Here is a 16,121-nt window from a genome sequence, read left to right as displayed (position 1 = left end):
TCATAGAGATGACCCTAATTATATTACTATTATCATCTTATATGTATCCTCAAAGTTTCCTAAAATTCATATTTTAAGTAATTTTCTTTTAACAAGCATTATGATTTTATATAACCGAATCTAATATAGCATCTAATGACTCTAAAATCTCTTCTTTTATTTCATTATCAAAAGGAAAATCATCGGCTGTTAATTGGGATTTAACAAAGCTTTCCAATAATAAATGTTGTGCATCATGTAAAGAAAGCCCTCTAGATTGTAGATAGAATAAAGCTTCTTTATCTAATTCCCCTATTGTTGCTCCATGAGTACAAATAACATCATCAGAATAAATTACTAACTCCGGTTTAGTATTTATTTCAGCCTTATTACTTAATTGTATATTTTTATTATTCTGAAAAGCTTGTATTTGGTTAACGCCTTTAGCAACTACTGCTTTAGCATTAAACCAAGCTTTCGAGCTTCCATTAACTACTCCACGAAAGTTTACATTACTGTAAGTGTTAGAAGCATTATGGTTAACAAGAAAGGTAGCATTAGCAATAGCTTGGTGATTGAGCAAATAAAGCCCTCTGATATCAAACCTTGAACCTTCTTGATTAAGGTTAACTATAAAATCATTTCTAAGTAATGCATCACTATTTAATAGATTAAAAGCATTAAATTCTGCATTTTTTTCTAAATTCACTAAATAATTTGCTGTAGTTAAAAGTGCTATATTATTAGAGTTATCAGCATTGTTTGTAAAATTAACTTTTGCTGACTCAGCTAACTCTATATCTAAAAATAAATTGGTAGCCGAATTTGAAGTCAAATTCACAAAATCAATGTCCAAATCTAAATTAGCAAAAATATCAACCTGGAGCTTTAAAGCGATATTAGTTAATTTACCTTTTGCATTCTCAGTATTTATGAATATCAAACTTAAACAGTCTTTAGTATCTTTTTGTATTTCTAAGATAAAAGGCTTTGAGTTTTCTATTGCTAGTTTAGACATTTCTCTTATGTCTTCGTTAAATTCTAAACTATTTATAGGCACTAGTTTACTACGATAATCAATTGCTAAAACACCATCAATTATAATTATAACGTTTTCTTGCGTATCAAATTTAAAACCTTCAAGATAATCTTTAGCTTGTGGAGATTCTTTAAGTATCTCGGATATATTGTTTTTATCGTAAATAGCAGCTAGATTTGTATATTTCCAGCTTTCTTGTTTAATAGTTGGTAGAGAATTCTTGTTTATTAACATCTTTTTTAACCTTTTTAACTATTTAACCAAGAATAACCTTTCTCTTCTAACTCTAGAGCAAGGTTTTTATCTCCTGTTTTAACTATTTTCCCATCTGCTAAAACATGAACAAAATCAGGCTGTATATAATCTAAAAGTCGCTGATAGTGAGTAATTACTAAAAAACTTCTATTATCACTGCGCATAGAATTTGCACCGTGAGATACTATTTGTAAAGCATCGATATCTAAACCAGAATCAGTTTCATCCAGTATAGCTAATTTTGGCTCAAGCATCATAAGCTGAAGCATTTCATTACGTTTTTTTTCGCCACCAGAAAAACCTTCGTTTACTCCACGAGACATATATTTTTGGTCAATCTTGAGAACTTGCATGTTTTCTTTTAATTTTTTCATAAAAGAAATAGCATCCATTTCATTTTCACCCTTTTGCTTTCGAATACTATTTATAGCAGTTTTTAAAAACTGTACATTACTAACTCCAGGAATTTCAATAGGATATTGTAAACTTAAGAAAATTCCAGCAGCTGCCCTCTCAGATATACTTAGTTCTCTTATATCTTTTTCAGCAAACTTTATAGACCCTTGAGTTATTTCATAACCACTTTTTCCTGCTAAAACGTTACTTAAAGTACTTTTACCAGCTCCATTTGGTCCCATTATTGCATGGACTTCACCATAGTTAACTTTTAGGTTTAGACCTTTTAAAATTTGTTTATCACCAACATTTACATGTAGGTTTTCTATTTCTAACAACATTTTATTAACCTTATTTATTGATTTATATTAAGTCAATTTGGATTTTTTAACCAACAGCACCTTCTAAACTTACTTCCATAAGTTTTTGTGCTTCAACTGCAAATTCTAAAGGAAGTTTTTTGAAAACTTCTTTACAAAATCCATTTACTATCATAGCGATAGCATCCTCTTCAGAGATTCCTCTTTGCTTACAGTAAAAAAGTTGATCTTCAGATATTTTAGATGTGGTTGCTTCGTGTTCTATTTGTGAGCTATTACTTTTATTTTCAATATATGGATAAGTATGAGCACCACAATTATGTCCTATAAGTAAAGAATCACATTGAGAGAAGTTTCGTGCATTATCTGCATTAGGAGATATTCTAACTAATCCTCTATATGCCTGAGATGCTCTGCCTGCTGATATTCCTTTAGAAATGATTGTACTTTTAGTGTTTTTACCAATATGGATCATTTTAGTACCAGTATCTGCTTTTTGAGCATGACGTGTTAAAGCAACTGAATAAAATTCGCCTACAGAATTATCTCCTCGTAAAACCACAGAAGGATACTTCCAAGTAATAGCAGAGCCTGTTTCTACTTGTGTCCAAGAAATTTTAGAATTATCACCTTTACACATACCTCTCTTGGTTACAAAATTGTATATCCCACCTTTGCCATTTTTATCACCTGGATACCAGTTTTGCACAGTAGAGTATTTAATTTCTGCACCTTTCAAAGCAACTAGCTCAACTACAGCAGCGTGAAGTTGGTTTTCATCTCGCATTGGAGCAGTACAGCCTTCTAGATAACTTACATAACTACCCTCATCAGCTATAATAAGTGTTCTTTCAAATTGTCCTGTATTCATAGCATTTATTCTAAAGTATGTAGATAATTCCATTGGACAAGTGACACCTTTTGGTATATATACAAAAGAACCATCACTAAATACAGCTGAATTTAACGCTGCAAAAAAATTATCACCTTGTGGAACTACAGAACCTAAATATTTTTGAACCAAATCTGGATATTTTTGTACAGCTTCAGATATTGGGCAGAAGATTACTCCTGCTTCAGCAAGCTTATCTTTAAATGTAGTCACTACAGATACAGAGTCAAATACCGCATCTACAGCTATATTTTTGACACCAGCAAGCATTTCTTGTTCATGTAAAGGAATGCCTAGTTTATTATAAGTTTCAATAATCTCCGGATCTACCTCATCTAAACTTTTAGGATGGTCTTTCATAGATTTAGGAGAAGAGTAATAACTAATAGCTTGGTAATCTATTTTAGGATAATTAAGGTCAGCCCAGCTAGGTTCTTGCATTTCTAGCCATTTTTTATATCCTTTAAGACGCCATTCTAACATAAATTGAGGTTCGTTTTTTCTAGCTGAAATTAGCCTGATAACATCCTCATTTAGGCCAGCAGCTATAGTCTCATTTTCTATATTTGTAACAAAACCATGTTCGTAATCTTGTTCAATGAATTTATCTAAATTTGCACTCATTTTATTTAGCTCTTGGTTATTCTTTATGATTAACGATATCATAAATTGAAGTATTAGAAAGCATACTTAACACCCTATTATTCATAATTTTCCAATAATTATGTACAGTACACCTTTTTAAAACACTACAGCTTTTTTGCATATCGCAACATTCAGTAATATTGACATCACTTTCCACAGCTTTAACTACCTCTAACACAGATATTTCTCTAGGATTTTTCACTAGGGTATAACCACCTTCAACACCACGTTTAGAAGATACTATACTCGCTAAGGAAAGAAGGTTTAGTAACTTTCTTATAGTAGGTATGTTTAAGCCAGTTATCTCCGCTATTTTTGCAGCACTATATGAAGAAGAATCATTTTTAGCAATCGTAACTACTATCAATAGCCCATAATCTAGTAACTTACTTATCTTTAGCATAACATTTGCTCAAACTATACCGTTTTAGTATCATTTTGCTGATATAATAATAATAAACGCTAGCAAAGTAAATTAAAATTTGATTATTTTAATACCTTAGATTAGTATGTTTGCAATCTAGTATTTTTTTAAACATTGTATCAATAAAATATGAGAATTGCTATTTTAGGTGCAGGACAACTAGGTGTTTATTTAACACAAAGACTCAGTTTAGATCACCAAGTATCAGTTATTGATTTAGATGAGGAAAAATTAGGGTTTATATCTTCTGCTTTTGACGTGCAAACTATAATTGGTGATGTTACTAAACCTAATATAATGATGGAAGCTAACTTTAAAGACACTGATATGATAATAGCTGTAACTTCTGATGACACTACAAATATAGCTGTATGTGATATGGCTTATAAACTATATAAAACACCTTATAAAATAGCTAGAATCAGGGACTCAGAATATAGTAGGTTTCCAAAGTTATTAAACAATATTGATTTAGTGATTAAATCTTTTTTTGAAACGACAAAGCAATTAGAGCAACTGATTTTTTTACCAGGAGCTTATTTTATATCCAGTTTTTTTGACAAAAAAGTACAAATAGTTGGGGTTGAGGTTGCGGAAAACTCACCTTTAATAGACTTTTCGGTAAAAGATATATATTTAGGTTTAGGTGATGTAAGAGTTGATATAGTCTCTGTATATAGAGGTGATGATAAACTCGATATAAATGACCCTAATATCTTAATTAAAGCTGGAGATAGAGTAATGTACTTATCTGATAAAGCATATTCCCCTCAAATATTATCTATATTCCAAACTAAAAAGGCGAATATCAAAAAAATATTTATAGCTGGGATTAATCACGCAAGTATAACTTTAGCTAAGTCTCTTGAAAATAAAGGATATATAATAAAAATAATAGATCCAAGTGCAAAAAAATGTGAAGCTGCAATAAACCAATTATCTAAATCAACAGTACTACAATACAATCCTATTAATAATAATCTTTTAGTAAATGAAGGAATAGATGAAGCTGACATGTTTTTTGCTCTTACTAATTCCGATGAAGTTAATATCATGTCATCAATACTTGCAAAAAAACTAGGCGCTAAAAAAACTGTTGCTACTGTTAATAGTGCTGAATATTACTCTATTACTAGAGATTTAAAATTAATAGATTTATCTATTTCACCACATAGTTTTTCATATACAACTATTAAGGCTTTTCTTACTCAAGTTGATATACTTAGGATGTATGAGGTTGAAGGTACAGAAGAGTTACTAGTCGAAATAAAAGTTCATGGCGAAGAAAATATGTCGACTATTATAGGTAAAAACATTTCCGAGGTTAAATTACCAAATGGATTAAAAATTTTGGCTATTATGAGAAATAATATGCCTATATTTTATATTGATAATATAGTTGTAGAGAATGAAGATCGTCTTATCATTAAAGTAGGTAATAAAGATGCTCTAAATATCCTAGAGAAACTTTTCCAAGTAATGCCATTATACATTGCTTAAAAAGTTACTAATTTATGTTATTTTAATGTACTATAACTTTTATGTTTAATTTTTTAGTTTTTTGTTTTTATGGCAAATAAAGTATTTGGTAAAGAAAAGATTGGTATTTTATTATTAATATTATTAATGACAGGTGCGATTGATAATATTAGAAACTTGCCATCAACAGCTACTTCTGGTACCTATATCTTTTTCTTTTTTCTTTTAGCTGTAGTTTTATTTTTAGCTCCTGTAGGTTTAGTATCTGCTGAGATGACTTCTACATATACAAATAAAGGTGAAGAAGGTGTATATGGCTGGGTGAAGAAAGCTTTTGGACCAAATATAGCAATGTTAGCTATTTGGTTTCAGTGGATTAATACGCTTATTTGGTTTCCAAGTATTTTGACGTTTCTAGCTGGAACTGTCGCATATCTATTTAATCCTGACTTTGCTCAAAATATAAAATTTACAGTCATATTTATAACGATAGTGTTTTGGTCTTTAACTATAATTAATTTAAATGGCTTAAAAATATCTGCTATCTTTGCTAGTATTTGTACATTTTTTGGTATGGTTATTCCAATGATGCTTATGGTAGTATTCGCTTTGATATGGTTAACTTCTAACTACCCTACTCAGTTACACTTTAGTTTAGATAATTTGACTCCTAGCTTAAACTCTACTGATTCATGGATGGGTTTGACAGCCATCATAGCTTCATTCTTAGGACTAGAGTTAGCAACGGTTCACATTACAAAAGTTGCCAATCCCAAAAAAACTTTTCCATTAGCTTTATTAATATCTACAGTGTTTATAATTTTTACTATGATATTAGGTGCATTAGCAGTTAGTATTATTTTTCCTCAGTCAGATATAGATGTTGTTCATGGCACTATTAAAACTTTTAAAGTGTACTTAGATAGCTTTAGTATTCCAATATTTTTTTACTATCTGTTGGGTATAATGATAATTGTAGGATCAGTTGGTTCTATGATTAATTGGATGATATCTCCAGCAAGAGGTTTGCTACAAGCTGCAGATAGCCATTTTTTACCGAAAATTTTAGATAAAACCAATAAACATGATGTACCTAATGGAATCTTAATTTTGCAAGCAATTATTATGACTGTAATATGTTTTCTACTTGAATTAGTTCCTTCTGTTCAAGCTTATTATTGGTTATTAACAGCCCTTAGTACACAGATATATTCTTTAATGTATTTAGTAATGTTTTTAGCAGCTATCAAATTAAAGCTACAAAACAAAACATCTCTAAAAAATGAAGAAGATTTTCGTATTCCATTTGGTAAGCTTGGAATGCTGGTTGTTTGTGCAGCTGGAATTATGGGTACTACAATATGTATATTGGTTGGATTTGTTCCACCAGATAATATGTATGATAACCCAATAGAATTTATAATTTCTTTGTCTATCTCTCTAATAATAGCTTTATTGCCAGTATTATTTTTTATAGCGTATAGAAAACGTTATTTAAAGAAAATGGAATTAATAAGTGTAAAAATAGATTAATATCAATTACTACAATATTTAGATACCTCTGGGTTTATTGTTTTGGAAACCTTCTTGTGGTCCATCGAACATCATTTGTCGGTTTAACTTTCTATCTTCATCAGAAAGTAGATTCAAGTTGTGTTGCATATTTTCAGGCACTTGTTTTTTTGGGGGTTGTAGGTTTGTAGTTAAATTACTATATTCATCATCCGCGCCTTTTTGTTGATCATTGATTTTTTGATGTGGTGGCATTTCCTTTGGTCTGATTGGAGGCGTCATATTACCAATTTCTTGTTGTCCTCCATCTATGTTATTTTCTTTAATTTTTGGTTTTATTTTTTTTATTTTCTTACGTTGAGATTCTATATCTTTCATATTATTATTTAGTTGCTTAGGAGGCTGTATTTTTTTAGATAGCATTTTACTGGTATAACTATTACCATCTACACTATTAGATAAATCGCTAAACCCAAGCGATGCTAAGCTACAAAATAACATTGATGTTAAAAGTTTTTTTTTCATGACTTATCTCCACAAGTTGGGTTAAAAACTCTTTTTAATAATATCTTCTAGTTCTATAGTGTCCTTTGCAAATAAACGGATTCCTTCAGCTAATTTGTTTGTAGCCATTGAATTTTCATTTAATTGCCAGCGAAACTCAGCTTCTGTAAGAGTTGGAGTTTGTTTTATAACTTCGACACTGCTAGACAAACTAGTATCCAACTTTTCATATTTATTTGCTAATTCTTCTAGTAGCGCTGGTGAAATCGTTAAAGCATCACATCCAGATAAAGCCATGACTTGATTAGTATTTCTAAAACTAGCACCCATGACTATAGTTTTAAAGCCATGAGATTTATATAGCTGATAAATACTTTTAACAGAATTAACGCCTAAATCTTCTTCAATAGCTGGAAAATCAGTTAAATTATTTTCTTTAATTTGCCAGTCTGTAATTCTGCCCACAAAAGGAGAAATTAGATATACACCAGCTTCAGCACATGCTTGGGCTTGAGCTTTGTCAAATATAAGAGTTAAGTTACATTTGATACCCTCTTTTTCTAGAAGCTTAGCAGCTTTAATACCTTCCCAAGTTGCTGCTATCTTGATTAAAACTCTATCTTTAGAAATATTATTTTGCTCATACCTTGATATTACTTTTTTTGCATAATCAATAGTTTTTGCAGTGCTAAAAGAAACTCTTGCGTCAACCTCACTAGATACTTTTCCTTCGATAACTTCTAATATTTTAGATCCAAAAGCCACTAATATTTCAATTAATGCTTCTTGCATTAACGTTTCTTGACCAAGAGTAGGAAAGTTCTGTTTAACTTGAGAAATAGATTTTTCCAATAGATACTCATATTTTTTGTCTTTTACAGCTTTTAAGATTAAGCTTGGATTTGTGGTTGCATCAACTGGTTTATATTTTTTGATTAGTTCAAAATCTCCAGTATCTGCAACTACTCTAGATACTCTTTTTAACTGCTCTAATACTGATTGTGTCATGACTAAAATGCCTCCATAAAACTTTAGAAACTGTCTAAAGTATACAAAAATATTTAGAGTAAATAATTTATTTTTTTGAATATTTAGCTTTTAACATAGCAAAAACTGCTCTAACAGCCATCATTTCACCACCAACTGGCTTACCAGCTGTAGAAGATAAGTTCCACGCCATTATATCAAAATGGATCCAGTTTGGTGGATTGTCTCCTAAAAAATGCTCTAGAAATAAAGCAGCTTTAGTAGCTCCTGCATATGGTGATAAATCGGCATGTACTAAGTCTGCAAAGTCACTTTTTAGGTTCTTTTTGTAGCAAGTAGCTAATGGGAGCCTCCAAATGGAATCTTGAATACTTTGACTATGGGTGTATAGTTCGTTAGCGATGGTATCATTGTTACTAAAGAATGCAGAGATTTCAGTTCCTACTGCAACTCTAGCAGCTCCTGTTAAGGTCGTAAAATCTAATAATAAATCCAGATTTTTTTGTGATTCCTCGTAGAGAGGTTCTGCTAATATTAACCTACCTTCTGCATCAGTGTTCGTAACTTGAACAGTAGTGCCATTTTTCATTTTTATGATATCACTTGGACGAAAAGACTTAGCATCTATAGAGTTTTCTACAGCTGGTATACTTAAACTTAAGCGTACTGGTAGTTGATGTTTGATAATTATATAAGCCAAACCAATGGCATTAGCTGCTCCACCCATATCTTTGTGCATAAGTTGCATAGCAGAAGCAGGTTTTATATCTAAACCACCTGTATCGAAAGCTACACCCTTACCAACTATAGAGATTTTAGGATTTTCTTTATTGCCCCAGTTTAGCCTAATCAAACGAGGTTCTCTATGGCTTGCTTTTCCAACACTATAAATGCCCATATAACCTTGATTAGCAAGTTCTTGACCTACTACTTCATCAAAACTAGCATTAAATTTATTAGCTATTTTTCTTATAATTGCTGATATCTCAGCTGGACCCATATCTTCAGCTGGCGTAGAAATCATATCTCTAACGATATAACTTGCTTCTATTTCTGGTAAGATATAACTGTATTCATTAGGCAATAACATCTTGACTTCATTAACGTTTTTGTCTGAAGAGAGGTATTTCCCAAACTTATAAGCTCCTAACGCAAAGCCTATATAATAAAGAGCTAAATCACTTATTTCAGAATACTCTATATAGTAGTTTCCTTTAACTAACTGGTTGGGTAAGTTTGCTATAGAAAACATATCATCTGTTACTATGCATATAATTCTATCTATATCGCCAGCCGAATTAGGAATAATTAGAGTCGATTGCTTTTCTCCTAAATGAGAGTTTTGGATAAATTTTTGCATAAATTGGTCTTGATTAGTAACCCAATTCTCAAGATTATTTTTTTTAACCAAGTAAATAGGATACAACTTTGTATCTTTTTCTGTAAAAAAGCAGTTTAGTTGGGTTGATATGTACATATTTATAACTCCACCTTTTGATTAAACAACAACCATTCATTAAAATCTTCTACCGTTTTTGTAGTTAATATACCAGCAGTTTTATATAAGCTTAAAAATCCTAAAATGTAATCAAATTCAGCGTTATTTAGCTCTATAAGGCGTTGGTAATATTGGTTTAATAATATGAAATATTGAGTAATGGTCGTTGTACCCTGATCATATCTTTCTTTATATTTTTCATAAGCGATCTTAGCACTAGCAGCGGATTCTCTTAATGAAAAAACTTTATTTTTTCTTAACTCCACAAATCTATAAGCATACATAGCATCATTTTGAGCGACCCTTCCTGTTTGTATCATATCAAATTCTGATGACTGATAATTGTAAGCTGCTTCTTTAAGCTCAGCAAAGTTAGTACCACCTGATAAAATGTTCCATTCTAAATTTATTCCAAAGTAAAAAGCATCAACAGCACCTCTTGCCGGTAAATAATTATCAAAAATTGGATTACCTAGGGATGTAATAGAATTATAACCTGGTGAATACTTTATCTCAAAGTTAACCTTTGGCATAAATGGGCTAGTTGCTGACTGGTAGTTATAGAATTTACTTTCTTTAGTGTGTATAGAACTTAAATATGCTGGATTACTCCTCATAGTTAGCTCCTCCCATTCTTCTTCTGAAGATGGAGAAGGGTTTTTAAGTTCAAATTCATTACCGTATATTACAACATCATCATCATTGTTAGTAAATTTGCGTAATTCAGCACGAGCAACTTTTTCTTCTCGCTTTGCAGAAGCGTAATCAGCATCAGCTATATAGTAGTTTGCTTTAGATGTCTCATAATCAGCTATATCCGTTGCTCCAGCATTATACTTATTTTCTAATTCAGTTAGATTTGTTTTAGCAGCTTTACGATTATATGCTGTGTACTTAACATTTTTTATAGCTTTAGCTAAATTAAAATAAGCATAACTAACATCATACAAAAATTGTTGATAATTTGTTCTGTAGTCTTGCTGAGCAAATTGTGCTGTTTCTTGGGCAGATTGTAAATCTTTATAGGCACCATAATCATATAAAGGTTGGGTTAAACTGACTAAACCTTTAATTGAGTTGTAAGGCCCTGTTTGAATGTATGATTGGCTATTTCTACCTTGTAGTATATTGTTTTGGCTTATAGTTCCAGAAATATCTATTCTTGGTAATAATCTGCCCAGCTGGATAGCTGGATTCATCTGACGAGAATCAAGCTGATATCCTATATACTTATATTGAGGCGAATTATTTATAGACTGTTGTATCGTACGATTATAGTCAGCAATAGTATCTGCAGCGTAGCTAGTATATAGAATAAATACATTTAGTAGTATTATTAAAAAATACTTTCGTACTAATTTCAAAATTTTCTGCTCTTAGTTTAAGTTGGATAAAATAAATTTTTGTGTTAGCTCTAGAGCTGTTTGTATATTTTGAGAATTATTACCACCGCCTTGAGCCATATCTGGCCTGCCACCACCTTTACCATCTATATATTCACTTAGATGTTTAGCAATATCTCCAGCTTTTATTAAAGAGGTAATAGATTTGCTTACGCCTACTACAAATTGAACCTTACTAGCAATTATAGTGCTAAGCATCACTATGACTTTATCGTTTTTTGCTTTATAGTCATCTGTTTTTTCACGCAGTGTTTTTATATCAACGTCATTAATATTTGCTATAATTAAAGTTATATCACCATATTTGGTTTCTTTTATAGAACTATTTGAACCTGATAAAAGATCTTTCTTTAACTTAGAAATTAGCTTCTCTTGGGCTTTTAGTTGTTCTTGTAAAGAATACAGTTTGCTAAGGATGTTAATATCATTACATTTTAAAGTATTTTTAATATTAAAAAGCAAATTTTCTGCCTCTTGCGTATTTTTAATAGCTTGATCTGCTGTTACTGCTTCTATTCTTCGGATACCTGCGGCTATGCCGCTTTCTGATACTATTTTGAATAATCCAATCTCTCCTGTACGATTAACATGAGTACCTCCACATAATTCTGTAGAAAAATCTCCCATAGATATCACACGTACTATATCACCATATTTTTCTCCAAATAGTGCTTCTGCACCCATTGTTTTTGCTTTTTCTTGAGTAGTTTCAATAACAGAAATCAAAAAGTTAGCTCGGATCTGAGCATTTACTAAAGTTTCAATCTCTTGGATTTGTTGAACAGATATAGCTTGATCATGAACAAAGTCAAATCTTAATCTTTTAGCGTTAACTAATGAGCCCTTTTGCTCTACATGGCTGCCTAATACAACTTTTAATGTTTTATGTAGTAAATGAGTAGCACTATGATTAGCTGCTGTAGCTACTCTTATTTTATCATTCACTCTTGCAGTGACTTCATCATTGATATTTAAAGAACCTTTTACTAGTTTACCTATATGCAAAATTGCTTGGTCTGCTTTTTGTACATCCTCAACAATAAATTCTAAACCTACTCCCTCTAATATACCTTTATCACTAACTTGCCCACCAGATTCAGCATAAAAAGGTGTTTTATTGAGTACAACTACAACTGTATTATCACTACTATCTAGACTTTGAACAAGTTTACCATCTGTATATATTTCTATAACTTTAGCATCTTCAATTAAAGATGAGTAACCTCTAAACTCTGTTTTTGTCTGTGAGCTAATAACGTCATTATAGTCCACACTAAATTTCCCAGCTTCTTTAGAGCGCTGTTTTTGGTGCTGCATATGCTGCTGAAAAGCTTCTTCATCGATCTTAAGACCTTTTTCTCTTGCCATATCAGCTGTTAGATCCAAAGGAAAGCCATAAGTATCATATAGCTTAAAAGCTATCTCCCCAGAAATAGTGTTATCTTTTATATTCTGTATTTCATTTTCAAAGATTTTTATACCATTCTCAACAGTTTTTAAAAATAATTCTTCCTCTTTAATTAAAGTTTTTTCTATTAAATCTTTCTTGTTAATAAGCTCTGGGTAAGCTTCTCCCATTTGATCTATTAGCTTATTGAGAAGTTTATAGAAAAAGACTTCTTTAGCACCTAGTTTATTACCATGGCGTATAGCTCTACGAATGATCCTTCTAAGCACATATCCTCTGCCTTCGTTAGATGGTAATACTCCATCAGCTATTAAAAAAGCACATGACCTAATATGATCTGCAACTACTTTTAGAGATGGTGAGTTTATATCTGGAGCATTAGTTACTTGTTGAGCTTTTTTAATTAATGCTTGGAATAAATCAATTTCATAATTACTATTTACATGTTGAAGTACAGCAGCTATACGCTCAAGTCCCATACCTGTGTCTACAGATGGCTTTGGTAATTCTGTAATGCTACCATCTACATGACGGTTATACTGCATAAATACAATATTCCATATTTCTATATATCTATCACCATCCTCTTCAGGCGTGCCAGGTAAACCACCAGCAATATGTTCTCCATGATCGTAAAAGATCTCTGTGCATGGACCACATGGCCCAGTGTCACCCATTGACCAAAAATTATCAGATGAGTTTATCCTAATAATTCTTTCTTTGGGTAGACCAATATGCTTATGCCAAATATCAAAAGCTTCATCATCACTAGCGTAAATAGTTACCCAAAGCTTTTCTACTGGTAAATTAATATCTTTAGTCAAAAATTCCCAAGCAAAGCTAATAGCTTCTTTTTTAAAGTAATCACCAAAGCTGAAATTTCCTAACATTTCAAAAAATGTATGGTGCCTAGCAGTATAACCAACATTATCAAGATCATTATGTTTACCACCAGCTCTTAAACATTTTTGTACAGTAACTGCTCTTGAAAAGTCTCTTTTTTCAATACCTAAAAACACATCTTTAAACTGTACCATCCCAGCATTAGTAAAAAGTAAAGTTTCATCGCCAAAGGGTATCAAAGAAGAGCTTGGCTGGTGACTATGATTTTTTGATTTAAAATAATCTATAAATTTATTACGTAATTCTTTTGTTGTAATCATACAGATACTTACCTTTAATAAACAATAAAATAGCTATCGCTTCTTTATTCAAAACATTTAACATTATAAACTATTTTATCTACTAAAATAAACTCTACTAATCGTATTTATACTTAATTAGTATATAATTGCTAACAAATATAATTATTATAGAGCGGAAAATGAAAAAAAAATTAGTCATAACTATAGCTTTAACTATCATAATAATTGCATCCTTCGTTATATACCATTTTATAAAGGCAGTTAAAGTAGAAGAATCTTCTAAACAAGAAGTTGTAATAACTCAACCTAGTAACTACTGTTTGATTACTTACCAAGTTTCTAAAGATAATGCAAAAACATGGCAAAAAATCACTGTAGATGATGGCATGACTCCTTCTGAAAAAGCAGAATGCTGGAAAAAATACTTACTGCTTTTGAAAGAATTTAAAACTGGTATCAATGAAGATAAAAAATGGTATGGTGAAAATTCAGATGGTCAACCTATAACTAAACCAGCCATGAAGTTTTCTGAAAAGCCTTTTACTAAAGTGAAAAAAAGTAAGAAATCTTCAAAAAATGAAAGTTCAACGGATGAAGCTAATTTAAGAAGCGACTAAATAACAAAACATTTTTCATATCTCAAAGTTCATACATAATACTTATAATAGGCAATTGTCTCTCTAAAATCTCTAAGATGCCTAAATCTGATACTAGCGCTGTAAAATAAATGATATCCGAGCTGTTTTTATGATATAACATAAAATACATTATTTGCTTAAAAAAGGGGATTAGCACGATGTTACTTACAAAGAAAAATATTTTTTTTATACCATTACTTCTTTGCTTTACTTGTGTTTCTTTTGCCGAAGACTATAGTAATGAAAAAGATGAAAATGGTGTAGGTGCAAAGGTAACTTTAATTAATAATAGCAATGAAGGCTTATACATATTAACATCTAGTAGTGAGTGTATGAATAATGTTATTCCTACAACATGGGTGCTTCCTGGTCATAAACACAGTATGTATATAGAAGCTAATGGCAATTTTTTTGGTTGTGGTTGGCAGCATTCTGAAGCAACTTTTCAAATTGGGAGAAAACCAGGTGATGTAGTAGGTACAGTTAAATGGATTGATGCTGAGATTCCTTTCGGATCTAACCATGCTGATGCTTATGTACCAAATGGTTGGACGATTGATATTTCTTTGTACGATCGCAATCATGTTGTTATGTTATATGCTATTGCAAGTGATCACCGCTTACAACCTGGAGTTAATATTAGTGGATCATTTACTGATTTTACTATCCAGTACGATGGTTAGGTTAAATTAAGGTACTGCTAGACCTTTTCTACTATTTCTATCTACAAAACTACTGTATTAATCGTTTAATATTTTAATGAAGTTAGATGATAAGAGTATTTTAACCATAATAAATTTTTAAAGGTTGTTTTTTTTAAAAAAATTTTCAATTTCAGCTAGCTCATCAGCAGCACTTTTACCTTTTGGCGGAGGATTATTTCGCATGCGCTCTTCAGTTTTGTTTATAAGGTCCCTTAAAAATTTTTTCATATCTTCTTTATGTTCGTCCATACGGCTCAAAGGAGAGTTACTTTTTTTATTGTTATAAGAAATTTCTTCATCTATTTCGATAATTCCTTCACTAGGAAGGTAGTTTAAAAGAATATTATGGATTTTGCTCGCCTTTTGAGAGATCACTGACTTATAAATATTAGGAATAATAGTATTTGTCAGTAATTCAGCATAAAACTTAGTATTAAACGACGATGTATCATAAAGCATACCTCCAACGTTAAAATTCCCTATAGAACCTATAAATACAGTTGTGGAGATACACTCGTTAAATAAATCTTTTCGTGGTATTTCATTTGGCAGGTTATCAATATTTATATTATTTGGATTAGCTAAAGGCTTTAATGGAGGGAATGTAGCCATTTTTTTATTATGATCTAATAATGCTTTTCTGATTTTACTATTATTATCTCCTATAGTATTAAAAAATGTCTTATATACTCCATAACCCTCATGTTCTTTAATTGCATTTTCTGCAGTTCTAATCAAGATCTTGGAAAAATCATTTGGAAATTTATAAATATATGTAATAAATTCTTTAATAATTCCATTTAGTTCATCTAATTCATTTGGTTTATTTTTAAACATAAAGGTTATTTTGACCGTATTGCAAAAATTGACAGTAAATTTATTTTACATAGAAT

14 protein-coding genes are annotated in these 16,121 nt (G+C 31.0%); 4 read left to right on the top strand and 10 right to left on the bottom strand.

Annotated features, from left to right (window positions below):
* Window positions 1–106: 106 nt before the first annotated feature.
* From sufD to E4K63_RS04060, 4 genes are read right to left on the bottom strand one after another with little or no spacing between them, the layout of a single operon-like run.
* Window positions 107–1,252: a Fe-S cluster assembly protein SufD gene (gene sufD / locus E4K63_RS04075; RefSeq protein WP_133941812.1), complete on the bottom strand. Its 1,146-nt coding sequence runs from the start codon at window positions 1,250–1,252 to the stop codon at window positions 107–109.
* 14 nt (window positions 1,253–1,266) lie between these two features.
* Window positions 1,267–2,010 carry a Fe-S cluster assembly ATPase SufC gene (gene sufC, locus E4K63_RS04070; protein WP_133941810.1) on the bottom strand — a complete coding sequence of 248 codons (744 nt, stop codon included), beginning with the start codon at window positions 2,008–2,010 and terminating at the stop codon, window positions 1,267–1,269.
* Between the two features lie 46 nt (window positions 2,011–2,056).
* Window positions 2,057–3,505 (bottom strand): Fe-S cluster assembly protein SufB, encoded by a 1,449-nt coding sequence (gene sufB, locus E4K63_RS04065; RefSeq protein ID WP_133941808.1) that lies wholly within the window; start codon window positions 3,503–3,505, stop codon window positions 2,057–2,059.
* Window positions 3,506–3,521: 16 nt separating this feature from the next.
* A complete protein-coding gene (locus E4K63_RS04060; RefSeq protein WP_133941806.1) occupies window positions 3,522–3,929 on the bottom strand; it encodes an SUF system Fe-S cluster assembly regulator in 408 nt (135 codons plus the stop codon).
* 150 nt (window positions 3,930–4,079) lie between these two features.
* On the opposite strand from E4K63_RS04060, the gene trkA reads away from it, so the two are divergent.
* Together trkA and E4K63_RS04050 are read left to right on the top strand one after the other, a co-directional pair.
* Window positions 4,080–5,450, top strand: a complete 1,371-nt coding sequence (trkA, locus tag E4K63_RS04055; RefSeq protein ID WP_133941804.1) for a Trk system potassium transporter TrkA — start codon at window positions 4,080–4,082, stop codon at window positions 5,448–5,450.
* Between the two features lie 69 nt (window positions 5,451–5,519).
* Entirely contained in the window at window positions 5,520–6,962 is a 1,443-nt protein-coding gene (locus E4K63_RS04050) for an APC family permease (protein WP_133941802.1), read from the top strand.
* An 18-nt stretch (window positions 6,963–6,980) separates the two neighbouring features.
* Here E4K63_RS04050 and E4K63_RS04045 read toward each other — a convergent pair whose 3' ends face one another.
* From E4K63_RS04045 to alaS, 5 genes are all read right to left on the bottom strand, one after another.
* Window positions 6,981–7,466, bottom strand: a complete 486-nt coding sequence (locus tag E4K63_RS04045; RefSeq protein ID WP_133941800.1) for a hypothetical protein — start codon at window positions 7,464–7,466, stop codon at window positions 6,981–6,983.
* Window positions 7,467–7,487: 21 nt separating this feature from the next.
* A complete protein-coding gene (tal, locus tag E4K63_RS04040; RefSeq protein WP_133941798.1) occupies window positions 7,488–8,453 on the bottom strand; it encodes a transaldolase in 966 nt (321 codons plus the stop codon).
* A 67-nt stretch (window positions 8,454–8,520) separates the two neighbouring features.
* A complete protein-coding gene (locus tag E4K63_RS04035) occupies window positions 8,521–9,909 on the bottom strand; it encodes a M17 family metallopeptidase (protein ID WP_133941796.1) in 1,389 nt (462 codons plus the stop codon).
* Between the two features lie 2 nt (window positions 9,910–9,911).
* Window positions 9,912–11,294 carry a TolC family protein gene (locus E4K63_RS04030; protein ID WP_133941794.1) on the bottom strand — a complete coding sequence of 461 codons (1,383 nt, stop codon included), beginning with the start codon at window positions 11,292–11,294 and terminating at the stop codon, window positions 9,912–9,914.
* Between the two features lie 12 nt (window positions 11,295–11,306).
* A complete protein-coding gene (gene alaS, locus E4K63_RS04025; RefSeq protein ID WP_133941792.1) occupies window positions 11,307–13,904 on the bottom strand; it encodes an alanine--tRNA ligase in 2,598 nt (865 codons plus the stop codon).
* A gap of 161 nt (window positions 13,905–14,065) precedes the next feature.
* Here alaS and E4K63_RS04020 point away from each other — a divergent pair, with 161 nt between their 5' ends.
* Complete coding sequence (locus tag E4K63_RS04020) at window positions 14,066–14,503, top strand: hypothetical protein (RefSeq protein ID WP_133941790.1); 438 nt, start codon at window positions 14,066–14,068, stop codon at window positions 14,501–14,503.
* 179 nt (window positions 14,504–14,682) lie between these two features.
* Window positions 14,683–15,207 carry a hypothetical protein gene (locus E4K63_RS04015; protein ID WP_133941788.1) on the top strand — a complete coding sequence of 175 codons (525 nt, stop codon included), beginning with the start codon at window positions 14,683–14,685 and terminating at the stop codon, window positions 15,205–15,207.
* 117 nt (window positions 15,208–15,324) lie between these two features.
* Here the strand turns inward: E4K63_RS04015 and E4K63_RS04010 are convergent, their stop codons facing one another.
* Window positions 15,325–16,065, bottom strand: a complete 741-nt coding sequence (locus E4K63_RS04010; RefSeq protein WP_133941786.1) for a hypothetical protein — start codon at window positions 16,063–16,065, stop codon at window positions 15,325–15,327.
* Between the last annotated feature and the right edge of the window lie 56 nt (window positions 16,066–16,121).

Source organism: Allofrancisella inopinata (assembly GCF_012222965.1).
Lineage (GTDB): Bacteria > Pseudomonadota > Gammaproteobacteria > Francisellales > Francisellaceae > Francisella > Francisella inopinata.
Note: the sequence above shows the minus strand (reverse complement) of the source record. Positions and strands in the feature narration are given on the sequence as shown.